The organism is Streptomyces sp. ACA25 (genome assembly GCF_028200735.1).
Lineage (GTDB): Bacteria > Actinomycetota > Actinomycetes > Streptomycetales > Streptomycetaceae > Streptomyces.
The window spans coordinates 355096-375631 of the sequence record NZ_JAQKPV010000001.1 but is presented as its reverse complement, the minus strand read 5'-3'; the positions used below and the strand labels follow the sequence as shown (position 1 = coordinate 375631).

Below are 20536 nucleotides of genomic sequence, written 5' to 3'. Positions count from 1 at the left end.
GCCAGGGCCGGACGCACCGTCAGCAGCCCCTGAACCGGACGCAGGACCCGGCGGTGTGCACCAGGATCCGGACGTCCTGCCACAGCGACCAGGTGTCGATGTAGTGGTTGTCGAACCGCACCCGGTCCTCGATGGACGTGTCCCCGCGCAACCCGTTCACCTGGGCGAGGCCCGTGATGCCGACGGGCATCCGGTGGCGATCCGCGTAGCCGGGGTGGTCCCGGCTGAACCGGCTGACGAAGTATGGGCGTTCGGGCCGGGGGCCGACCAGGCTCATGTCGCCCCGCAGCACGTTCCACAGCTGCGGCAGTTCGTCGAGCGAGGTCCGGCGCAGCAGGCGGCCCACGGCGCTCATCCGCCCGTCGTGCGCCACGTTCCAACGGGTCGCCGACTCCCGCTCGTCGGTCGGCCGCAGTGTGCGGAACTTCAGCATGACGAACGGCCGGCCGTGCAGGCCCACCCGCTGCTGCCGGAAGAGCACGCCGGGCCCGTCGGCCAGCCGTACCGCGCCCGCGCAGGCCAGCTGGAGGGGAGCGGTGACGGCGAGCGCCGTGACAGCCACCACCAGGTCCAGCGTCCGCTTGCCGGTACCTCCCGGACGTGGCCGGCGCGGCGGGTCGAGCCGCCGGCAGGGGTAGCCCCACAGGTGATCGTGGCGGTCGCGGTGGCAGCGGTGGGCAGGGCGGGCGCCGGGCACCGGGTCCGGGTCGAGCAGCCACACGGTGCAGCCGTACGACCACAGCAGCCGGATCAGGGCCGGGACTCGCGGCTGCGTCTCCGGCCCCTGAAGGAGCACCGCGTGCCGGACCGCGTTCTGCACCACCGCGCGAGTCACGGCGGAGGTGGACGTGAGCACCGGCAGCGGGGAGTCACCCGGGACCGGTCCCGAGGCCGGGACCGGTCCCGGCTCCGGGGACAGCCGGACCAGCCCGACCGGCCGCATTCCGTACTCGGGGTGCTCGTACAGCGCGGAGAGGACCCGCCGGCTCTCCGGCGCGGTGCCGATCACGAGGGCCGAGGCCGGCCGGCGCAGCGCGACGCGGCGCGCGTAGGCCCGCACGGCGCCCCGGGCCGGGCATGCCAGCAGCGCCTGCCCGCCCACCAGGGCGAGGAGCGTGACCATGTCGGCCGCTGCGGGCGGGTGGGCCGCGGCGAGGACGGCACAGGCCGCGCCCCAGGCCAGCGTGGCATGACCGAGCAGCCGGGGCAGTTCCTCGAGGGCGGTCACCGACAGGCCAGGACGGTAGAGGCCGCTGCCGGAGTGCAGCACGGCCAGCACCGCCAGCACCGGGAGAAGAGTGAAGGCGGCGAGCTGGAGACCGCCCGCCCACCAGGCCGCAAGGGCTGCCGCCAACGCGTCGGCGCCCAGCAGCAGGCCGGGCACCGGGGTGCGCGTCGGGCGGCGGCGAGCCGCAGGCCCGGCGGACCCGGCCTGAGCGCGGGGAGGCTGGGCGGGCAGCACCGGCGCACGGGACGGACCGGGCGCAGTCCGGGGAGGGACGGTCGGGGATGGGCTGACACTCTCCGTCGTCATCGCCGCGTGAGCTCCTTCGCTTCGCAACCGGCGGTGCGGGTGTCGGTCACCGTGCCCCCCGGCTCGCCGCCCAGCAGCTCCCGGTACAGCCCACGGACGGCCGCAGCGGTCCGCCGCACGTCGCAGAAGGCCTGCGCGTGGTCGCGGGCCTGCCTGCTCAGCGCTCCGCGGAGGCCCGGGTCGAGCAGGAGCGCGGCCAGGGCTCCGGACAGGGCCGGGAGATTCCCGGGCGGCACCAGGCAGGTGTCCGCCCGGCCGGGCGGCAGGCTTTCCCTGGCCCCGCTGACGTCGGTCACCAGCACCGGGCGGCCACAGGCCATCGCCTCCAGCGGCGCCAGAGCCATGCCCTCCCAGCGGGAGGGCTGCACCACCACATCCGCGGCCGCGTACCAGGGCAGCGGGTCGCCGGTGGCACCGGCGAACACCACGCCCGCGGGGGCCGCGGCGCGGAGGGTGGCCTGGGAGGGGCCGTCCCCGACCAGCGCGAGACGGGCCCCGGGCACCCGGGCGGTGACCTCCGGCCAGGCCCTGAGCAGGAGGTCCTGCCCCTTCTGCCGGCACAGCCGGCCCACACAGACCACCAGTGGCGCACGCTGCGGCAGCCCGTAGAGGGTCGCCAGCCCGGTACGGGCCTGCCGCCGGACGGTGCTTCCCACCGGACGGAAGCGGTCGAGGTCGACCCCGTTGCGGATCACCCGGAAGCGCGCGGACACCCCTTCCTCCCGTCCGCGCCACAGCTCGTCGTCACTGACGCAGAGGATCCGGTGCGCCCACCGGGCCGCGTGCCGTTCCCACCGCAGGGCCAGCGCGGCGGTGGGGCCGCTCACCGCTTCGAAGGACCAGGCGTGCGGCTGGAAGACCGTGGGCACCCGTCCGCGGAGAGCCAGCCGGCCGGCCAGGCCGGCCTTGGCGCTGTGCAGATGCACCAGGTCCGGCCGGACGTTCCGGACAGCCCGGGCGATTCCCGCGGTCTCCCGGGAGAGCCCGGCCCCGGGTTCCCGGGTCGCGGGCCAGGGCAGTACGTCCGCCCCGGCCGCGGCGGCGGCCGGCGGCAGCGGGCCCTCGGGCGGACACAGCACGACGGCTCGGAGGCCCTCCGCGGTCTGGTCCCGGACCAGGTCGGTGACGACCCTGGCGACCCCGCCGTCGACCGGCTGCGTGACGTGCAGCACGGTCAGCGGGCCATGGTCCCCGGGGGGATGCGGTGTGGCTTGTTTCAGCACGGTGCTCCCGGCTCCTTCGGCCTCAGCGGCGGGTAGTGATCTGCAGGAACACCACGCCCAGCTGATAGCTCTCACTGCCGGTGGTGAAGCGCAGCGCGAGGCGGTCACCGCCCGCGGCCATGGCCGGGGTGAGGTCGAGAACGTCGGAGTCGTACCCCAGGGTGTTGGTGAAGGCCGGTCGTCGGTTGACCACGTGCCGGCCGTGGTCGGCGATCGTGGAGTTCATCACGTCGTCGACCGGATTCGCGGCGTCGCCGAGCCGTACGGCCCGGCTGTCCCCGGTGCGGACGCTCAGGGAGTCGCCCCGGAGGCCGCGGTCGCCGTTGTAGGCCACTACGCCGAGGCTTCCGGAGGCGCCGCGCGGAATGGCCAGGTCCGCCACGCTCATGTCGAGGTGCTCGCGGTTGGCGGTGACCGTCTCGAAACCGTCCCGGATCACCAGGTGGCGCAGCGGCTCATCCGGGTTCTCGTAGGCGACGACCAGCGTCCATCCGCCCCATGCACCGGCCGCCGAGTGACCGCGTGCCACGTTGATCTGGGCCACGGTCCAGTAGCCGGATCCGCTGTCCCGCACCAGACGGGTGACGTCCGCGGAGGCCGAGAAGCCGTCGGTGTGCGGGGTGGTGCGGTGTCCGATGACGGTGTCCGCGAGCACTTCCTTGTACGCCCCGCCGGGCTCGGCGATCAGCACGCGTCCGTTGTCGCGGGCCGGCTTCTGCTCCCCGACGCGGAGATTGGCGCCCCAGTACAGCCGGGCGTAGGTCACCCGGGAGCCGGCCGGCATGACCAGCTCCGCACTGCTGGAGTTGTACGTGTCGCGCTGACCGTCGATGTCGATGTATGTCATCTCGCCGTCGCCGTTGCGGCCCTCGGCCCCCATCCGGGCCATGGCGCAGGGCGCGCCGGCCGGGGTTGCCGAGGATTCACAGGTGATCGAGGAGTTGGCGGCCCGCACGATGCCGCCGTGCTGGACGGCACGGAAGCGCTCGGTGAAGGCGACAGTGGGCGCCGACTTCACCGAGGACGCCGCGGGTGCCGACGGCAGCGCCACCAGCAGCAGCAGCGACGACAGCGTGCACAGTGCGGCGCGCCGGAAAGCGGTCCGGTGACGGTGGCTCCCGGCCGCTTCGCGGCGTTGCGCCGCAGTGCCGGGACGCCCCCGGACCGCCCGGGACAGCACTCCGATGACAGCACGCGATGGTGCTCCGAGAAGCACGCGACGCCCTTCGGCGCCTCGCAGGAGATTGCCCATAACCCCGCCCTCCACTCTGTATTTCTGCTTCTGCCGGGCAGTTGTGAACCTTGACAGAAAGAAATAGTGGAGGCACGCGAAACACGTGGAGCAAATTAGTGAACTAAACGATCAATTCACTAATGTATGCAGGAAAGATAGTCATTCTGCGGCTCCTGCGGACTCGCGGGGCCGGGTTTTCCCGGACCGCACCGGGCCTCAGGCGGCCCGATGACCGGTTCTCCGGGGCAGGATCAGGCCGAGGGCGATCATGCCGACGCCGAGAACGAAGTGCAGCCAGTCGTCGGCGGTGTTCACCGGGATGAAGTTGGCGTCGCTCTCGTGGTCGATGACCAGGCCGTAGATCCACAGCACCAGGTAGATCGCCCCACCGCCGATCAAGAAGATCCGGGCCGTGGAGCTCGCCCGGGACATGAGCACGCCGGCGACGCCGAAGCCGAGGTGCACGATGTTGTGCAGGATCGACACCTGGAAAATGCCCAGGAGCATGGCCTCCGACTCGTGACCGGCGAACTCCATGGTGTCGTAGTCGGTGGTGATACCGGGCACGAAGCCCAGCAAGCCCACCAGCAGGAACACCACGCCCACCAGCAGGGCCGCCAGAGAAACCGGTGACCGGCCGGTGCCGCCCCCCGACATCGGGTTGCTGTGCGCCATCGCTCTCATCTCCTGTCCACACACGGATACGGACCGTGACTGTGTACCCGGCACCCTCCTCCGAAAACAGCAAATACTCGGATATACCTCTAATAGCCCAGTGACTCCGGCGGTGCCGGATCGGGCACCGGGCACAACGAAAGGTGCCCCCGGGCAAGCGTTCGTCGCTGCCCGGAAGGCACCCTGTCCTTCCACCTGTCACCCGAGCTGTTGCGGGCTGCCCCCGCCGGCGCTCCTGCGCCGCGCCACAAGGTGGCCGGAAGTCTCAGCCGGCGTCCAGGTCGCCGCGCTTGACCGCTGTCACGAACCCGGCCCAGCCGGCAGGCGAGACCCGGAGGCTCGCCCCCTGGGGGATCTTGCTGTCACGGACAGCTACCACGCCGTGAGCTGCCGCATCCCCCGGTGCCCACTCGATGCACTGGCCACCTTCGCCACCGCTGTACGTGCTCTTGACCCACGAGATGATGGCGCCGGGCTCCGAGGTGCTGCTCATGAGGCGTATTCCTCCGCGATCTGTCGGATAAGGGTCTGTGACTCTTCCGAAGACAGAGCGGCCGCGCGCAGGCGCTCATAGGTGGTCCGGGCGCTCGCTACCGCTGTCGCTGAGTCGGACACGTGCCCCTTCTCCCTGGTCTCCGAGTACAGGACGGTTGATCCGTCCTCCCGTGTGAGCAGGGTAAACGGAAGGGAAGAGGCAGGGGCACCCGCCTTGAAGGGCAGAACTTGCATTGTGATGTGCGGAGTTGCCATTTCGCTGACCAAGTGCTCAAGCTGGCCGCGCATGACGGAACCGCCTGCGACCACCGTGCGCAACGTTGCTTCGTGCAGGATGACCCATAGCAGCGGGGGCGCTTCCCGCTCCATGATGTCCCGCCGTTGCAGGCGAGCTTCGACCCGGGTCTTGATCTGCTCATGGGTCTCACGCGGGTGGGTGGCCCGGAAGGTGCCTTCGGCATACTCCGGGGTCTGCAACACACCCATGATGAATGCGTTGCTGTAGTCCTCGATCGCGACCGCGTCCTTCTCCAGGTTCACGTACGGGATGAACCAGTCGGGGTGTCCGCGTTCGCTGACCCGGGTGTGCAGCCGGGCGAAGTATCCCGAGGTGCGGAAAAATCGATCGCAGCCCGCAGCGAACTCCGGTGAGGGCAAAGCCTTTCCGTTCTTCGCCTTGGAGACATACGGCTCCTTGTAGCCAGTGAAGTCGGCGAGCTCCCGCTGGGTGGCTCCCTGATGGTCCAGTGCCGCCGCCAGTTCGCGACCGAACCACTCCAGCCCATTCGCAGGCTCGGGTGATAGCTCGCTCATACGTACAACTTCCCTGCTTTCCAACTCGTTTGGAAACCTCCTACCCCTGTTGAGCGTACGACTCCCTGGTGATGGTGGGAGTACACAAAGTAAGTATCCGCCTCACGCGAGGGACGAACAACACTGTGTACGGAGTGGCAGGCATGACGACGACAGAGCAGGACCACGTGGTAACCGACCCGGTCGAGGACGCCGAGACGGCGTGCGACGCGTTGGAGGACGCGCTGAGGACCCTCGGCATCACGCTGCCGTCCCTGTGGGTGGATGCCGGCCCCAGCGCCCCCTTCCTCTCCTGCCACCCTCCTCTTGTGGAGCTCGGGCGCTGCAATGTGGAGACCGCCCGCGCGCTGACGGTCGCTCTCCTGGCCGGCACGGCGTCCGGGGGCACGCGGTGACGGAACAGGCACCCACCGGTGACCACGGCGAGGAAGAGACCGCGTCCGACGAGGCGCCGCCCTCACTTGCTGAGCTGCACGACCGGCTGGAGGCGCTGACCGCACTCATCACGGACCACTTCAATCTGCTGAAGGAGCGGTGATGCGCGAGCGGCGGACGGCGGACGGCGGGGTGCGGCACCGGGCCCGGAACCGGGAACGCCTCGCCTGCCGCCTGCGCGGGACCCGCCCTTCCAGCTGGATGCTCGGGGGTTGGCGATGACCGCCGTGCATGACGGCTACTGGTGCGAGGTCGTGGCCCGCAGCCCTGACGCGGCCGGTGAATGGGCCCTCGGCGGCTACGGGGCCGCTACTCCGTCCCTGGCCCTGCGGTGGCTGCGTGGTCAAGCCCGTCGCCTCTCCGATGCCCTCGACCCACTCCCGGGCCACGGCCCTTTCCCGGTGCGAAGCCTGCGGCCCGTCGCTCCGAATGCCCCGAACCCCGGGCGGGTGTTCCGTGAATGGCTCGTCGATCTCCGCTACCAGGAAACACAGTTGTCCGCCCTGCTGGACGGCCGGCACATCAGCGTCAACGCCGGGGGCCCGGACCGCGTAGGGGGAACATGTGACGCGGACGTCTACTACTCGCTGTCGTGCCGGCCGATCGCGCTCGACTTCCTGAACGACTGGAGATCGGTGACGCCCCACTACGCGGACGCGTGACGCCTCCCGCACCTCGTACCGGAACCCGGTCGGGGCGGTCGGCCGGGACGCCCCTGCGTCAGACGCGCTCGTAGGTGGTGCCGGACTCGTTTCTGCCCAGCAGCCCCTCGTCCACGAGGGCACGGCGCAGGCTCACCCAGTCGTCCAGCCATTCGCCGCAGATCGCGTTGACCTTGGCCTCGGAGTAGGCCACGCCGGGCTCGAAGGAGTCCTTCACCACGGCCAGGACCCGGCTGCGTACCTCCGCCTTCCCCGGGATGGAGGTGAGTCGGCCACGCCGGAAGTAGGAGCCCGCCCCGTCCCCGCTGCCCCGGCCGGAGAGCCTGACCTCGGCCTGGACGGCGAGCCGGAGGGCGTCGTCGAGCAGCGTGTACGTGCGCTTCTCCTTGTCGAAGGCGGCGATCCGGCCGTCCGTCAGCTTCTGCAGCGCGGCGGCAGCGGCCGGTGGGCGGAGCCTGGCCAGTTCGGCGACCTCCGTCACCGTGGTTGCCCCGAGGGCGAGGGCAGCGTAAGCGGCGCGCCGGTCGGTCTGGGCGAGGAGACCGACCACATCGCGGCAGGAGGGCGGGACGTCCTCGGCAGGGCCCGTGTTCATCGGTGTCCCTTCGGTTGTCGTTCCGGGCCCCGGTCGTCTTGGAGCCTCGGACGCCCTCATTACTACAGCGATCCGGCCCGCCGTGCACACCGGTTTGTGGTGAAAGGGCATCGGGCGCGTTTCCACGTGAAGGAGGGCCGTTCCGACGTGGAAACGCCCCCTGAGGGCGGCGACCGGACCGCACTGTGACGCGACTCACCCCTGCCCCGGACGCACGCTCCGCACACACGGAAGAACCCCCGCTCCGGAGAGATCCGGAGCGGGGGTTCCACCAATGACCTGGGAAGTTCTGCGAACTACCCGGAGTGCGCGAGGGGGGAGTTGAACCCCCACGCCCTTTCGGGCACTGGAACCTGAATCCAGCGCGTCTGCCTATTCCGCCACCCGCGCATGGGTGCTGTCGGTGAGATTCTGCCACATCCCCCGGGGCCGTTCTGCCCGGTGGCGGTGGAAGCACCTGCCGACATCCAGAAGGCTAGCACGGTCCGGCAGGGGCCCTCACCTGGCTTCCCGGCTCCCCCACGGCCAGGTATCCACAAGGTCACCACGCGGCCGCGCACATGCGGGACACTGTCCTGGGCGCTCCCTCTACCATCCTGGGGAGCGGCCCCCGGAACGCGCACGCGGGGCAGCGCAGCCCGGGAACCACTGGACGGCCTCGGGCGTGGATACGATCAGTAAGCCCTACCGCAGAGCCGCGGGGGCGCACGGCACGCGCATGACCGCCGGAAACCCGGAGAAGGAGGTGCTACATGGGAGTACTGAAGCGCTTTGAGCAACGCCTTGAGGGTCTCGTCAACGGCACCTTCGCCAAGGTGTTCAAGTCCGAGGTGCAGCCGGTGGAGATCGCGGGCGCGCTGCAGCGCGAGTGCGACAACAACGCCACCATCTGGAACCGCGAGCGGACCGTCGTACCCAACGACTTCATCGTCGACCTGAGCACCGGCGACTACGACCGGCTCGCCCCCTACTCCGGGGAGCTCGGCACCGAACTCGCCGGCATGGTCCGGGACTACGCCAAACAGCAGCGCTACACCTTCATGGGCGAGATCCAGGTCCACCTGGAGAAGTCGGAGACCCTCGACACCGGCCTGTACCGGGTCCGCAGCCGTACCCTCGCCACCAGCTCCTCCGCCGGCTCACCGGCCCCGTCCGGCTCACCGGGCACCGTCGCCGGACAGCCGGCCCCTCAGGGCCCGCCCGCCGGACCGCCGCCCCCCCTACCCTCCGGGCCGCCCCCCTCAGCTCCGCGTTACGCGGCTCCACCCGCGTACGGCACCCGCACCCGGCGCTGGGTGGAGATCAACGGCACCCGGCACCAGATCTCCCGCCCCACCCTGGTGCTGGGCCGCAGTACCGAGGCCGACGTACGGGTCGACGACCCCGGCGTCTCCCGCCGGCACTGCGAGATTCAGGCCACCGAGCCCCCTGCCGTCCGTGATCTGGGGTCCACCAACGGCATCGTGGTGGACGGACAGCACACGAAGCGCGCTACGCTCCGCGACGGCTCCCGCATCGTTGTGGGCAGCACCACTATCATCTACCGGCAAGCCGAAGGGTGAATCGGGGGCAATGTCAGAGCTGACCCTGACAGTCATGAGGCTGGGCTTTCTGGCCGTCCTGTGGCTGTTCGTCATCGTGGCCGTACAGGTCATCCGCAGTGACCTGTTCGGCACGCGGGTCACCCAGCGCACGGCTGCCCGGCCCGCCGCAGGCCCGCAGGCAGGCCGGCCGGCCCGTCGCCCCCAGCCCTCCGGGCGTGGCGGGCGGCAGCGCCGCGGTGCGCCGACCAAGCTGGTCATCACCGGCGGTTCCCTGGCCGGAACCACTGTTGCCCTGCAAGGGCAGACCATTACGCTCGGCCGGACACACGACTCGACGATCGTGCTGGACGACGACTACGCCTCGGGGCGCCACGCCAGGATCTACCCCGACCGCGACGGCCAGTGGATCGTGGAGGACCTCGGGTCCACCAACGGGACCTACCTCGATCGGGCCCGGCTCACCACCCCGACGCCGATCCGACCGGGCGCGCCGATCAGCATCGGCAAGACGGTCATCGAGCTGCGGAAGTAGGTTCCACTCCAACATGACGACCGGAGGGCGGGCACCGTGCGGAGTTCCCCCGAGCCGACAGGTGAGACGAGCATGAGTCTGGCACTGCGATTCGCGGCCGGGTCCCACACAGGAATGATCCGCGACCACAACGAGGACTCCGGATACGCCGGCCCCCGGCTGCTCGCCGTCGCCGACGGCATGGGCGGGCAGGCCGCCGGCGAAGTGGCCAGCTCCGAGGTCATCTCCACGCTCGTCCCGCTGGACGACGACGTCCCCGGTTCCGACATCCTCACCTCGCTCGACGCCTCCGTGCAGCACGCCAACGATCGACTGCGCGGAATGGTCCGGGAGGACCAGCAGCTCGACGGCATGGGCACCACCCTGACCGCCCTGCTGTGGACCGGCCAGCGGCTCGGACTCGTCCACGTCGGGGACTCCCGCGCCTACCTGCTGCGCGACGGCCTCCTCAGCCAGATCACCCAGGACCACACCTGGGTGCAGCGGCTCGTCGACGAGGGCCGGATCACGGAGGAAGAGGCCACCACCCATCCGCAGCGGTCCCTGCTGATGCGGGCGCTGGGGAGCGCCGACCACATCGAGACGGACCTCTCCGTCCGCGAGGTCCGCCCCGGGGACCGGTACCTGCTGTGCTCCGACGGGCTGTCCGGCGTCGTGAGCCACGAGACCCTCCAGGACACCCTCGGCGCCTTCGCCCCGCCGCAGGACACCATCCGGGAGCTCATCGAGCTCGCCCTCCGCGGCGGCGGCCCCGACAACATCACCTGCATCATCGCCGATGTCCTGGATGTCGACGCCGGGGAGAGCGACACCCTCGCCCAGCAACTGAACGACGCACCGCAGGTCGTCGGAGCGGTGGCCGAGAGCCAGGTCCCGAACACCGGCAGCAGCTCCCCCACCACTCCGGCGGCCCGGGCCCGGGAGCTCGGCAGGCCGGCCACCGGTGAACCCGGTTCGGACGGCTCCCACCCGCCGGGCACCTTCGGCGCGTTCACCGACGACGAGTACCTGCCCGGGCGGCCCCGGCGCCGGTGGATCAAGCGCAGCATGCTTCTGGTGCTGGCCCTCGCCGTCCTCGCCGCCGCGCTGTACGCCGGCTACCGCTGGACCCAGGACCAGTATTTCGTGGCCGCCAACGACGGCCACGTCGCCCTCTACCAGGGAGTCAGCCAGGACCTCGGACCGCTCAGCCTGAGCAACGTCCACGAGGACCACCCCGAGATCTCCCTCGAGCACCTCCCGGCCTTCCAGCGCACCCAGCTGGAGAACGCCATCTCCACCGACAGCCTCCGCGAAGCGCGCTCCAAGATCACCGAGCTGGGCGACCAGGCCGAGGCCTGCCGCCTCCTCGCCGAGCGCCAGGCCGCCCGGTCGCCCTCCCCGGAGCCCGAAGCCGCTGAGGACGACGCCGCCGACTCCGGCGAGGACACGGAGGACACGGAGGACACGGAGGACGGCGACGCGGCCGCCGCTCCCGAGCTGCCCCGCCTCTCCGAAACCCAGCAGCAGCTCGCCAGGCACTGCACGACGTAGAGGCCCGAGCCATGCGCACCGCCAGCACCTCCACCGGCAACACCGCCAGCAACACCACCGTCTCCACCAGTGGGCTCCCCAGCCGCCGCAACACCGAGCTCGCCATGCTCGTCTTCGCGGTCCTCATCACGGTTCTGGCGTACGCCAACGCCGGGCTGGCCCTGGAGAGCACCCTGCCGACGGGCATGCTCGGCTACGGCCTCGGCCTCGGGCTGATGGCCGGCACCGCCCACCTGGTGATGCGCCGCTGGGCCCCCTACGCCGACCCGCTGATGCTGCCCATCGCCACGCTGCTCAACGGCCTCGGGCTGGTCCTCATCTGGCGGCTCGACCAGGAGCCCGGCATCACCACACCCGCGCTCGGCGGGCCCATGGCGCCGAACCAGCTGCTGTGGTCGCTCCTCGGGGTCGCCCTCTTCATCGGGGTGCTGATCCTCCTGAAGGACCACCGCATCCTGCAGCGCTACACCTACATCTCCATGCTGGTGGCGCTCGCCCTGCTCGTCTCCCCGATGTTCTTCCCCCCGGTCAACGGCGCCCGCATCTGGGTCACCATCCCGGGCGTCGGCTCCCTCCAGCCCGGTGAGTTCGCCAAGATCATCATCGCGGTCTTCTTCGCCGGCTACCTGATGGTCAAGCGGGACGCGCTCGCCCTGGCCAGCCGCCGCTTCCTGGGCCTGTACCTTCCCCGCGGGCGCGACCTCGGCCCGATCCTGGCCATCTGGGCGCTCAGCCTGATGATCCTGGTCTTCGAGACGGATCTCGGCATGTCCCTGCTGTTCTTCGGGATCTTCGTGGTGATGCTCTACGTCGCCACCGAACGCACCAGCTGGATCGTCTTCGGCCTGCTGCTCTCCGGGACCGGAGCGGTCGTCGTGGCCTCCTTCAACGAACACGTCGGGGTCCGGGTCGACAACTGGCTCAACCCGCTCGCCCTCGGCGCCAACGGCGGTGTGACCGAGACCGCCCAGGCCATGTACGCCTTCGGCTCCGGCGGTCTCCTCGGAGCCGGCTTGGGGCAGGGCCACTCCCGGCTCATCGGCGGGATCGCCACCAAGAGCGACTACATTCTCGCCACCGTGGGCGAAGAGCTCGGCCTGGTCGGCCTGATGGCCGTGATCCTGCTCTACGGCCTGCTTGCGCAGCGCGGCCTCCGCACCGCCCTGGCCGCCCGCGACCCGTTCGGCAAGCTCCTGGCGGTGGGTCTCAGCAGCGTCTTCGCCATCCAGGTCTTCGTCGTGGCGGGCGGTGTCACCGGCCTCATTCCGCTCACCGGCATGACCATGCCCTTCCTGGCCCAGGGCGGCTCCTCGGTGATCGCCAACTGGGCTCTGGTCGCGATCCTGCTCCGGATCAGCGACACCGCCCGCCGACCCGCACCCACACCGGCGCCCACCACGGACGCCGAACAGACACAGGTGGTCCGAGCATGAACAAACCGATGCGGCGGGTCGCCATCTTCTGCGGCCTGCTCATTCTCGCGCTGCTCATCCGCGTCAATTACGTGCAGTTCGTCCAGGCGGACGAACTGCAGAGCGACAACAACAACCGGCGGGTGGCGATCGAGCGCTATGCCCAGCCGCGCGGCGACATCATCGTGGACGGCGAGGCCGTCACCGGTTCCGTCGAAGCCGACGGCACCGACTTCCGGTACAAGCGCACCTACACCGACGGGGAGATGTGGGCGCCGGTCACCGGTTTCGCCTCCCAGGCGTTCGGCACCACCCAACTGGAGAGCATCTACGACTCCGTCCTGACCGGTGACGACGACCGGATGTTCTTCAGCCGGACCATCGACATGCTCACCGGCAAGGAGAAGAAGGGCGGCAACGTCGTCACCACTCTCAACGCGGACGCGCAGCGCGCCGCGTTCGAGGGCCTCGGTGACAGCAAGGGCGCGGTGGCAGCCATCGACCCGCGCACCGGAGCCATCCTCGCCCTCGCCAGCACTCCCTCCTACGACCCCTCCGGCTTCGCCGGGCAGGGCAACGCGGACAGCGAGGCCTGGCAGGCGCTCCAGGAGGAGGAGAACCTCGACAAGCCCATGCTGAACCGGGCCTTGCGGGAAACCTTCCCGCCCGGCTCGACCTTCAAGGTCGTCACCGCGGCAGCGGCCCTGGAGAACGGCCTGCTGGAGATCGATCAGAAGACGGACTACGAGGTCCCCTTCCAGCTCCCGGACTCCACCAACACCGTGCCCAACTCCATCAACAACGTGGGGTGCGAGGACGCGAACATCATCGTCGGCCTCCAATGGTCCTGCAACAACATCTTCCTCGGGATCAGCGCGGATCTGGGCAACGAGAAGATGATCGAGGCCGCCGAGTCCTTCGGCTTCAACGAGGAGCACTTCGTCCCGGTCCGGGTCGTCGCCAGCTCCTATCCCGAGGACAACGCCCCGCAGAATTCCCAGGCCGGCATCGGCCAGGCCTCCAACCGGGCCACTCCGCTGGAGATGGCCATGGTCACCGCCGCGATCGCCAACGACGGCAAGCTGATGGAGCCGTACATGGTCGACCGGCTGATGGCACCGAACCTCAACGTCATCGAGCAGCACACCCCGAGCGAGCTGAGTCAGCCGCTCTCCCCGGCCAATGCGCAGGCCCTGCAGGCGGCCATGGAGACCGTGGTGGAGGAGGGCACCGGAAACCGGGCGGCCATCCCCGGCGTCTCCGTCGGCGGCAAGACCGGCACCGCCGAGCGCGGTGTGGACAACGCCGAGCGGCCCTACGCCTGGTTCATCTCCTACGCCAAGACTGATGACGGCTCCCCGGTCGCCGTCGCCGTCGTCGTCGAGGACAGCAACGCGGACGACGGCCAGGTCTCCGGCGGCGGCCTCGCCGCACCGATCGCCAAGGACGTGATGGAGGCCGTGCTCGGCAGCCAGAACTGACCCGGGCGGCATGCTGCGGCAATCGTTACAACCGCGCGCCGCTCCCGCACGTCTTACCGTGAGCCGGCCGCCATCGGCCGACTCACCGCGGTGCGATACCGGTTGGATATCGGCGGACCACCGTGAACCGGCGGGCTTGACCCCGCCGGGTAGCGTATGCCCGGGCCCCCACACGGGCCCACAGCACACCGCCTGGCCGATCCTGGGGCCGGGACGTACGGAGAGGGCTGGAATCATGGAAGAGCCGCGTCGCCTCGGCGGGCGGTACGAACTGGGCCAGGTGCTCGGCCGCGGGGGCATGGCCGAGGTTTTTCTGGCCCATGACACCCGCCTCGGCCGCACCGTCGCGGTCAAGACGCTCCGCGTCGACCTCGCCCGCGACCCCACGTTCCAGGCCCGGTTCCGCCGCGAGGCGCAGTCCGCGGCCTCGCTGAACCACCCCGCGATCGTCGCCGTCTACGACACCGGCGAGGACTACGTCGACGGCATCTCGATTCCGTACATCGTGATGGAGTACGTCGACGGCTCGACGCTGCGCGAGCTGCTGCACTCGGGCCGCAAGCTGCTGCCCGAACGCACCCTGGAGATGTGCATCGGCATCCTCCAGGCGCTGGAGTACTCGCACCGCAACGGCATCGTGCACCGCGACATCAAGCCGGCGAACGTCATGCTGACGCGCACCGGACAGGTCAAGGTCATGGACTTCGGCATCGCCCGCGCCATGGGTGACTCGGGCATGACGATGACGCAGACGGCCGCGGTGATCGGCACCGCCCAGTACCTCTCGCCCGAGCAGGCCAAGGGTGAGACGGTGGACGCCCGGTCCGACCTGTACTCCACCGGGTGCCTGCTGTACGAGCTGCTGACGGTGCGGCCGCCGTTCATCGGCGACTCCCCCGTCGCGGTCGCCTACCAGCACGTCCGCGAGGAGCCGCAGCCGCCGAGCGTGTACGACCCGGAGATCACCCCGGACACCGACGCCATCGTGCTGAAGGCACTGACCAAGGACCCGGACTACCGCTACCAGTCCGCCGATGAGATGCGCGCCGACATCGAGGCGTCCCTGGACGGCCGCCCGGTGGCCGCGGCTGCCGCCCTGGGCGCGGTGGGCTACGGCTACGACGACCGCCCCACGCAGGCCCTGCGCCCGCAGCCCGGCGGGCCGGCCACCGCGATGATGCCCGCCGCCGACGAGGGCTACGGCGGGCGCGCGGGCCGCCGGCAGAAGAAGAACAGCAACACCTCCACGATCCTGCTGGTGGTCGCCGGCATTCTGGTCCTGATCGGAGCGATCTTCATCGGCGCGGCGCTGTTCGGCAACGACCCGCCACCGAGCCAGGTGAAGGTGCCCTCCTTCGCCGGGCTGACCTTCGAGGAGGCCGAGGGTCGGGCGGACAACGGCGGTCTGGAAGCCGTGCAGGGCGACAGCAAGCCGTGCGACGAGGAGGAGGGCACGGTCTGCGAGACCGACCCGCCCGAGGGCACAGAGGTCAACGAGGGCGACGTCATCACCATGATCATGTCGGAGGGGCCGGCTGCGATCGAGGTGCCCGACGTCGTCGGTGAGGACTACGACAGCGCCCGCGGCACCCTGGAGGACGCCGGCTTCCAGGTCGACCGGGAGACCGAGGTCACCACCGAGCAGGAGGACGGAACGGTCCTGCGGCAGAGTCCCGGCGCGGGTGAGGAAGCCCAGCGGGACGACACGATCGTGCTGACGGTCGCCACCGCGCCGGACACCAAAGAGGTGACCGACGTGGTCAACCTGTCCTACGACGACGCGAAGCGCCAGCTGGAGCAGGACGGCTTCACCGTGGTCCGCCGCGACGCGGAGGACAGCCGCACGGCGAACACAGTGATCGCGCAGGAGCCCCGCGCCGGGCAGCAGCGTGAGCCGGGCACCCAGGTGGTGCTGACCGTGGCGATCCCCCCGGAGGAGGAAGAAGAGGAAGAGGAGCAGCCGGCCGAGTTCGCCCTGCCGGACTACGCCGGGCAGAACTACCGCTGGGTGCGCGAGCAGCTGAAGGGCTTCGGGATCAAGGTCGAGAGCGACGGACCTGACGGCCCCCGCGCCGTGATCGAACGCAGCGACCCGCCGGCCGGGTCGACGGTCAAGGAGGGTGACACCGTCAGGTTCTTCACCACGCGCGACGACGGCGGCAGCGGCTTCATCGGCGGCATCGGCGACGACGACTGACGCCCCGGGCAAGCGCGGAGGGGGCGGAGAACTGTGAGTTCTCCGCCCCCTCCGCGCATGTGGTCCGGAGCTTCACCGGACCGGGTCGGGCCCCGGCTCCGCCGGTGTCCCGACCGGCACAGCGCGCAGGCCGGACCTGTCCGACGCTAGGACTGTTCGCCCGTGCCGTCCCCGTTCCTGGCGCCCTTCGCCTTCTGGGCTGCGCCCTTGGCCTTCTCCGCCGCTTCCTTGGCCTTCTCCGCGGCTTCCTTGGCCTTCTGCGCGGCGAGCGCCCCAGGGCCGGTGTCCGGCTGCTCGGACTTGACCTCGTCCTCCAGCGGGGTCTTCCTGGTCTCCTCGGCGGGCGGACCGAAGTCGCTGAGCTCCGTCGGCGGCGGCGGTTCCACCAGCCAGTCCGGGTTCGTCTGCCGGTCCCACCACTTCCAGGCGACCACCGCGCCGCCTGCGAGCAGACCGGTCACCCCGATCCACTTGACGGCCCGGCCGGTCCTGGCACGCCGGCGCCGCCGGCGCACGAGGCGGTCGACCTCCTTGGCGGTGACCTCTCCCCGCAGGGCGGCCATCGCCGCGGTGGAGCGAGCGGCTGCCTCCTCGCGTGCCGGTCCGGCCGCCGCGAGGGCCTGCTCCAGCCGGGGTCCCGCAGCCGCCCGCGCCTTGTGCGCGGTGCTGCGGGTTCGCTCGGCCGCCCGGAGGGCGGCGTCCTCCATGCCGTTCGGGAAGTGCACCCCGTTCGGGAGGGTCCCGCGGGCGTGTTCGACCCGGGCTGCCAGGTGGGCGTCGTAGTGCTCCTTGGCCAGCTCGGCGGCTCGGCGGGCGTGCGGCTTGAGGTACGTACCGGCCTCCTGCGCGTACTGCCTGGCGCTGTCCTTGGCCGTCACGGCGTAGGGCCCTACCACCTCCGCCGCTTGCCGCACACTGCCTTTCACGCTGCCGCTTGCCGCGCGCACGCGTTCGTTGCGGTTCACGATCTCCTCCTTGTCGGTGGCGGTCATGTCTTGCCATCGCCCTGTCCGGTCGTACGCAAATCATGCCGGTTATGGAGCCTTCAGGCACGCGAATCGGGCATCCGGGGCACGGCGTGTCGCGGAGTCGTGGCAGGATCGGGGACCGTCATGACACGTAACTGGAAGGTAGATCGTGGCTGAGCAGCTCTACGCCACCCTGAGGACCAACCACGGCAGCATCGAGGTGCGGCTCTTCCCGAACCATGCCCCGAAGACGGTGAAGAACTTCGTCGAGCTCGCCGAGGGCACCCGCGAGTGGACCAACCCGGCAACGGGGGTGAAGTCGACCGACAAGCTGTACGACGGGACCGTGTTCCACCGGGTGATCAGCGGTTTCATGATCCATGGCGGAGACCCGCTCGGCAACGGCACCGGTGGTCCCGGGTACGAGTTCGAGGACGAGATCCACCCGGACCTCGCCTTCACCAAGCCGTACCTGCTGGCCATGGCCAACGCCGGAGCGGGCACCGGCACCAACGGGTCGCAGTTCTTCATCACCCTGGGCCCGACCACCTGGCTGACCGGGAAGCACACCATTTTCGGCGAGGTCACCGACGCAGCCGGGCAGAAGACGGTGGACGCCATCGGCGGGGTGGCCACCGACCCCCGCACCGACAAGCCGGTGCAGGACGTGGTGATCGAGTCGGTCACCATCGAGACCCGTAAGGGCTGACCCCTGCGGGAATGCACCCGGCACCCCAGTCCGTAGGATCAGGGGGCCGCGGCAGCCCGCGGCGACGTCCGCCCGGTTCCCGGGCGGACGCCCGGCCGGGTACCGTCGGCAGGCCGGGCAGCACCGCCGCCTGCCCCGACGGTGGTGCAGGGGTCCGGGCGCGGGGCAGGGGAGAGGAAGCCATGACCGAGCAGCAGGGACGGCAGCCGGGCCTGGCGGGCTGCTACCGCCACCCGGACCGGGAAACGGGAATCCGCTGCACCCGCTGCGACCGGCCGATCTGCCCGGACTGCATGATCTCCGCCTCGGTCGGCTACCAGTGCCCGCAGTGCGTCCGCGGCGCCTCGGAGGCCACCCGCGCCATGCAGCCCCGCAATCTGGCCGGTGGCACGCTGGCGAAGGACCCCCGGCTGGTGACCAAGATCCTGCTCGGCCTCAACGCGGTGATGTTCGTGACCGTGCTGGGCGGCGGTGACCAGGTGGTCCGTGATCTCGGCATGCTCGGTTACGCCGCGGCGGGCCCGTTCACCACCGAGACCATGGGGGTGGCGAGCGGCGAGTGGTACCGCATGATCACCTCCGCGTTCCTGCACCAGCAGTTCTGGCACATCGGCTTCAACATGCTGGCACTCTGGATCCTCGGGCCCAACCTGGAGGGAGCGCTCGGGCGGGCCCGCTTCCTCGCCCTGTACCTGATCTCCGCGCTGGCCGGCAGCACCCTGTCCTACCTGCTCGCCGCCCCGAACCAGCTGTCGCTGGGAGCCTCCGGCGCGATCTTCGGGCTGTTCGGTGCGACGGCCGTCCTGATGCGGCGGTTGAAGCACGACATGCGGCCGATCCTGATCCTGCTGGCCATCAACCTGGTCGTCACGTTCCTGCCCGGTCTGAACATCGCCTGGCAGGCCCATCTCGGCGGGCTGATCGCCGGCGCCGCGATCGCCTTCGGCATGGTGCACGCGCCCCGGGACAAGCGGACGCTCGTGCAGTACGGGACGTGCGGAGCCGTGCTGCTGGTGCTCGTGGTGGCATGCGTCGTGCGCACCGCCCAGTTGCTCTGAGCACGACGCGACGGGCAGCGTGGCGGGCCGCTCGCGGCACCTCCGGACGGCGGCAGAACCGGGCCGTGACCCGGCCCTGACCCCCAGTTATCCACAGGACGTGCTGGATCTTGTGCACGATGTGGATGACGGGGGCCCTGACCTGGGTCGATCCGCGTTTCCCCAGGCGAACAGGGGTGCGGCTGCCGTTCGGACTCCGAACAGCGGGTACCGCGACCACAGAGTTATCCACAGATCGTGTGATCTTACGGCGAGCTGTGGATAACTTTGGTGGACGCTATTTCCACTGGGTGGAGACCACGAAGCCCGCGGCGATGAACCCGAAACCGACCACGATGTTCCAGTTGCCGAGGGCGCCTACCGGATAGTCACCCTGAGTGATGTAGAAGACCACGATCCAGGCAAGGCCCACCAGGAACATGGCCAGCATCAGCGGGGCGACCCAGCGCCGGCCGGAGCTCAGATCGATCTTGGTCTCCGACTTCTTCTCAGGCTTCGGAGCGGAGCCGTCCTTGTTCTTGCGGATCCGGGACTTCGGCACGAGAGGCTCTCCTGTCGATGGGCTGCGGATACGCAGCGGGCACGGGGTGCGGGATAGTCCGTTAGCGTAGTGCTTCCCAGGCCGATGAAGGGAGCAGGGTGCGGTGAGCGGCTTCCGTTTCCGACCGGCACAGCTCGGCACCGCGGCGGTCTTCACCCTCGCCGGTCTGCTCTTCTGGACAAGTGGCAGCGTGTCCCAGGGCAACAACATCCGCACCGACGACTCCCTGCTCCAGATGTCCGACCTCATCCGTGACCGGGGCCGGCAGAACGCCGGGCTCGAGGCCTCCGCCGCACAGCTGCGCGCAGAGGTCCAGGCGCTGAGGGAACGCGACACCTCCGGCGACCCGGCCGTGCAGCGACGGGTCGACGAGTTGGAGGCCACCGCCGGGCTGGGTGAACTGACCGGTCCCGGGCTCACCGTGACGCTCACCGACGCCCCGCCGGACGCCGGGTTCGTCCTTCCCGGCGTGCCCGAGCCGAGCCCCAACGACCTCGTCATCCATCAGCAGGACCTGCAGGCGGTCGTGAACGCTCTGTGGGAAGGCGGCGCCGAAGGCGTCCAGGTCATGGACCAGCGGCTCATCTCCACCAGCGCCGTCCGCTGCGTCGGCAACACCCTGATCCTCCAGGGCCAGCTCTACTCCCCGCCCTACGTGGTCACCGCCGTCGGCGACCGGAGCCGGCTCCAGTCAGCCCTCAACGCCTCACCCGCCATCCAGAACTACCAGCAGTACGTGGCGGCCTACGGACTGGGCTGGAAGGTCGACGGCCACTCGTCGGTGACGATCCCGGGCTACACCGGGAGCATCGACCTGCAGCACGCCACTCCGGCGGAATGACCTGAGTCACGTTCCCCGGTGGCGGTGATCGCCGTGATGCCGTCCGCGGCCCGG

At 70.3% G+C, this 20536-nt stretch carries 21 protein-coding genes and 1 tRNA gene; 12 read left to right on the top strand and 10 right to left on the bottom strand.

The genetic code is table 11. From position 1 onward, the window contains the following. Nucleotides 1–19: 19 nt before the first annotated feature. The 6 genes from PJ985_RS01755 to PJ985_RS01730 form a co-directional block, all read right to left on the bottom strand. Nucleotides 20–1534 carry a sugar transferase gene (locus PJ985_RS01755; RefSeq protein ID WP_271681672.1) on the bottom strand — a complete coding sequence of 505 codons (1515 nt, stop codon included), beginning with the start codon at nucleotides 1532–1534 and terminating at the stop codon, nucleotides 20–22. After that, the gene (locus PJ985_RS01750) at nucleotides 1531–2757 is read right to left on the bottom strand and encodes a glycosyltransferase (RefSeq protein ID WP_271681671.1); all 1227 of its coding nucleotides are present in this window, start codon (nucleotides 2755–2757) and stop codon (nucleotides 1531–1533) included. The genes PJ985_RS01755 and PJ985_RS01750 overlap by 4 nt, the downstream gene beginning before the upstream one ends. 22 nt (nucleotides 2758–2779) lie before the next feature. Next, nucleotides 2780–3937 carry a DUF3344 domain-containing protein gene (locus PJ985_RS01745; protein WP_271681670.1) on the bottom strand — a complete coding sequence of 386 codons (1158 nt, stop codon included), beginning with the start codon at nucleotides 3935–3937 and terminating at the stop codon, nucleotides 2780–2782. Nucleotides 3938–4207: 270 nt separating this feature from the next. Then, the gene (locus tag PJ985_RS01740; RefSeq protein WP_271681669.1) at nucleotides 4208–4666 is read right to left on the bottom strand and encodes a DUF4383 domain-containing protein; all 459 of its coding nucleotides are present in this window, start codon (nucleotides 4664–4666) and stop codon (nucleotides 4208–4210) included. Between the two features lie 265 nt (nucleotides 4667–4931). Further along, nucleotides 4932–5159, bottom strand: a complete 228-nt coding sequence (locus PJ985_RS01735) for a DUF397 domain-containing protein (RefSeq protein ID WP_271681668.1) — start codon at nucleotides 5157–5159, stop codon at nucleotides 4932–4934. Continuing rightward, entirely contained in the window at nucleotides 5156–5974 is an 819-nt protein-coding gene (locus tag PJ985_RS01730; protein WP_271681667.1) for a helix-turn-helix domain-containing protein, read from the bottom strand. Before PJ985_RS01730 ends, PJ985_RS01735 begins: the two co-directional genes overlap by 4 nt. 143 nt (nucleotides 5975–6117) lie before the next feature. Here PJ985_RS01730 and PJ985_RS01725 point away from each other — a divergent pair, with 143 nt between their 5' ends. The 3 genes from PJ985_RS01725 to PJ985_RS01715 all read left to right on the top strand — a co-directional run bounded on the left by PJ985_RS01725 (nucleotide 6118) and on the right by PJ985_RS01715 (nucleotide 7071). Then, nucleotides 6118–6369, top strand: coding sequence for a hypothetical protein (locus tag PJ985_RS01725; RefSeq protein ID WP_271681666.1), 252 nt, complete (start codon nucleotides 6118–6120; stop codon nucleotides 6367–6369). Beyond that, complete coding sequence (locus PJ985_RS01720) at nucleotides 6366–6512, top strand: hypothetical protein (RefSeq protein ID WP_271681665.1); 147 nt, start codon at nucleotides 6366–6368, stop codon at nucleotides 6510–6512. The genes PJ985_RS01725 and PJ985_RS01720 overlap by 4 nt, the downstream gene beginning before the upstream one ends. Nucleotides 6513–6627: 115 nt before the next feature. Next, entirely contained in the window at nucleotides 6628–7071 is a 444-nt protein-coding gene (locus PJ985_RS01715) for a hypothetical protein (protein ID WP_271681664.1), read from the top strand. Nucleotides 7072–7129: 58 nt separating this feature from the next. Here PJ985_RS01715 and PJ985_RS01710 read toward each other — a convergent pair whose 3' ends face one another. Both PJ985_RS01710 and PJ985_RS01705 read right to left on the bottom strand, forming a co-directional pair. Then, a complete protein-coding gene (locus tag PJ985_RS01710) occupies nucleotides 7130–7666 on the bottom strand; it encodes a DUF2087 domain-containing protein (protein WP_271681663.1) in 537 nt (178 codons plus the stop codon). Between the two features lie 306 nt (nucleotides 7667–7972). Then, nucleotides 7973–8056: transfer RNA gene (locus PJ985_RS01705), tRNA-Leu, on the bottom strand. A gap of 362 nt (nucleotides 8057–8418) precedes the next feature. On the opposite strand from PJ985_RS01705, the gene PJ985_RS01700 reads away from it, so the two are divergent. The 6 genes from PJ985_RS01700 (at nucleotide 8419) to pknB (ending at nucleotide 16365) form a co-directional block, all read left to right on the top strand. Beyond that, on the top strand, nucleotides 8419–9228 hold the full coding sequence (locus PJ985_RS01700; RefSeq protein WP_271681662.1) for an FhaA domain-containing protein: 810 nt from the start codon (nucleotides 8419–8421) through the stop codon (nucleotides 9226–9228). 10 nt (nucleotides 9229–9238) lie between these two features. Next, entirely contained in the window at nucleotides 9239–9742 is a 504-nt protein-coding gene (locus tag PJ985_RS01695) for an FHA domain-containing protein FhaB/FipA (RefSeq protein ID WP_271681661.1), read from the top strand. 72 nt (nucleotides 9743–9814) lie between these two features. After that, nucleotides 9815–11275, top strand: a complete 1461-nt coding sequence (locus PJ985_RS01690) for a PP2C family protein-serine/threonine phosphatase (protein ID WP_271681660.1) — start codon at nucleotides 9815–9817, stop codon at nucleotides 11273–11275. Between the two features lie 11 nt (nucleotides 11276–11286). Continuing rightward, nucleotides 11287–12708 carry an FtsW/RodA/SpoVE family cell cycle protein gene (locus tag PJ985_RS01685; RefSeq protein ID WP_271681659.1) on the top strand — a complete coding sequence of 474 codons (1422 nt, stop codon included), beginning with the start codon at nucleotides 11287–11289 and terminating at the stop codon, nucleotides 12706–12708. Beyond that, nucleotides 12705–14168, top strand: a complete 1464-nt coding sequence (locus tag PJ985_RS01680; protein ID WP_271681658.1) for a peptidoglycan D,D-transpeptidase FtsI family protein — start codon at nucleotides 12705–12707, stop codon at nucleotides 14166–14168. Before PJ985_RS01685 ends, PJ985_RS01680 begins: the two co-directional genes overlap by 4 nt. Before the next feature lie 235 nt (nucleotides 14169–14403). After that, a complete protein-coding gene (gene pknB / locus PJ985_RS01675) occupies nucleotides 14404–16365 on the top strand; it encodes a Stk1 family PASTA domain-containing Ser/Thr kinase (protein WP_271681657.1) in 1962 nt (653 codons plus the stop codon). A gap of 146 nt (nucleotides 16366–16511) precedes the next feature. On the opposite strand, the gene PJ985_RS01670 is transcribed toward pknB, so the two are convergent. Then, a complete protein-coding gene (locus PJ985_RS01670; protein WP_443033387.1) occupies nucleotides 16512–17330 on the bottom strand; it encodes a DUF5324 family protein in 819 nt (272 codons plus the stop codon). Between the two features lie 172 nt (nucleotides 17331–17502). Here PJ985_RS01670 and PJ985_RS01665 point away from each other — a divergent pair, with 172 nt between their 5' ends. Further along, complete coding sequence (locus tag PJ985_RS01665) at nucleotides 17503–18042, top strand: peptidylprolyl isomerase (protein ID WP_271681655.1); 540 nt, start codon at nucleotides 17503–17505, stop codon at nucleotides 18040–18042. A gap of 182 nt (nucleotides 18043–18224) precedes the next feature. Next, complete coding sequence (locus PJ985_RS01660; RefSeq protein ID WP_271681654.1) at nucleotides 18225–19100, top strand: rhomboid family intramembrane serine protease; 876 nt, start codon at nucleotides 18225–18227, stop codon at nucleotides 19098–19100. Nucleotides 19101–19377: 277 nt separating this feature from the next. On the opposite strand, the gene crgA is transcribed toward PJ985_RS01660, so the two are convergent. Then, nucleotides 19378–19641: a cell division protein CrgA gene (crgA, locus tag PJ985_RS01655; protein WP_271681653.1), complete on the bottom strand. Its 264-nt coding sequence runs from the start codon at nucleotides 19639–19641 to the stop codon at nucleotides 19378–19380. Between the two features lie 103 nt (nucleotides 19642–19744). Between crgA and PJ985_RS01650 the strand changes: the two genes are divergently transcribed. After that, nucleotides 19745–20482 carry a DUF881 domain-containing protein gene (locus PJ985_RS01650; RefSeq protein ID WP_271681652.1) on the top strand — a complete coding sequence of 246 codons (738 nt, stop codon included), beginning with the start codon at nucleotides 19745–19747 and terminating at the stop codon, nucleotides 20480–20482. Nucleotides 20483–20536: the final 54 nt, after the last annotated feature.

Coding starts and splice junctions, on each gene's coding strand:
- PJ985_RS01690 (WP_271681660.1), top strand. CDS start 9,815: ATGAGTCTGGCACTGCGATTCGCGGCCGGGTCCCACACAGGAATGATC.
- PJ985_RS01700 (WP_271681662.1), top strand. CDS start 8,419: ATGGGAGTACTGAAGCGCTTTGAGCAACGCCTTGAGGGTCTCGTCAAC.
- PJ985_RS01730 (WP_271681667.1), bottom strand. CDS start 5,974: ATGAGCGAGCTATCACCCGAGCCTGCGAATGGGCTGGAGTGGTTCGGT.
- pknB (WP_271681657.1), top strand. CDS start 14,404: ATGGAAGAGCCGCGTCGCCTCGGCGGGCGGTACGAACTGGGCCAGGTG.
- PJ985_RS01710 (WP_271681663.1), bottom strand. CDS start 7,666: ATGAACACGGGCCCTGCCGAGGACGTCCCGCCCTCCTGCCGCGATGTG.
- PJ985_RS01755 (WP_271681672.1), bottom strand. CDS start 1,534: ATGACGACGGAGAGTGTCAGCCCATCCCCGACCGTCCCTCCCCGGACT.
- PJ985_RS01660 (WP_271681654.1), top strand. CDS start 18,225: ATGACCGAGCAGCAGGGACGGCAGCCGGGCCTGGCGGGCTGCTACCGC.
- PJ985_RS01680 (WP_271681658.1), top strand. CDS start 12,705: ATGAACAAACCGATGCGGCGGGTCGCCATCTTCTGCGGCCTGCTCATT.
- PJ985_RS01725 (WP_271681666.1), top strand. CDS start 6,118: ATGACGACGACAGAGCAGGACCACGTGGTAACCGACCCGGTCGAGGAC.
- PJ985_RS01715 (WP_271681664.1), top strand. CDS start 6,628: ATGACCGCCGTGCATGACGGCTACTGGTGCGAGGTCGTGGCCCGCAGC.
- PJ985_RS01740 (WP_271681669.1), bottom strand. CDS start 4,666: ATGGCGCACAGCAACCCGATGTCGGGGGGCGGCACCGGCCGGTCACCG.
- PJ985_RS01735 (WP_271681668.1), bottom strand. CDS start 5,159: ATGAGCAGCACCTCGGAGCCCGGCGCCATCATCTCGTGGGTCAAGAGC.
- PJ985_RS01695 (WP_271681661.1), top strand. CDS start 9,239: ATGTCAGAGCTGACCCTGACAGTCATGAGGCTGGGCTTTCTGGCCGTC.
- PJ985_RS01685 (WP_271681659.1), top strand. CDS start 11,287: ATGCGCACCGCCAGCACCTCCACCGGCAACACCGCCAGCAACACCACC.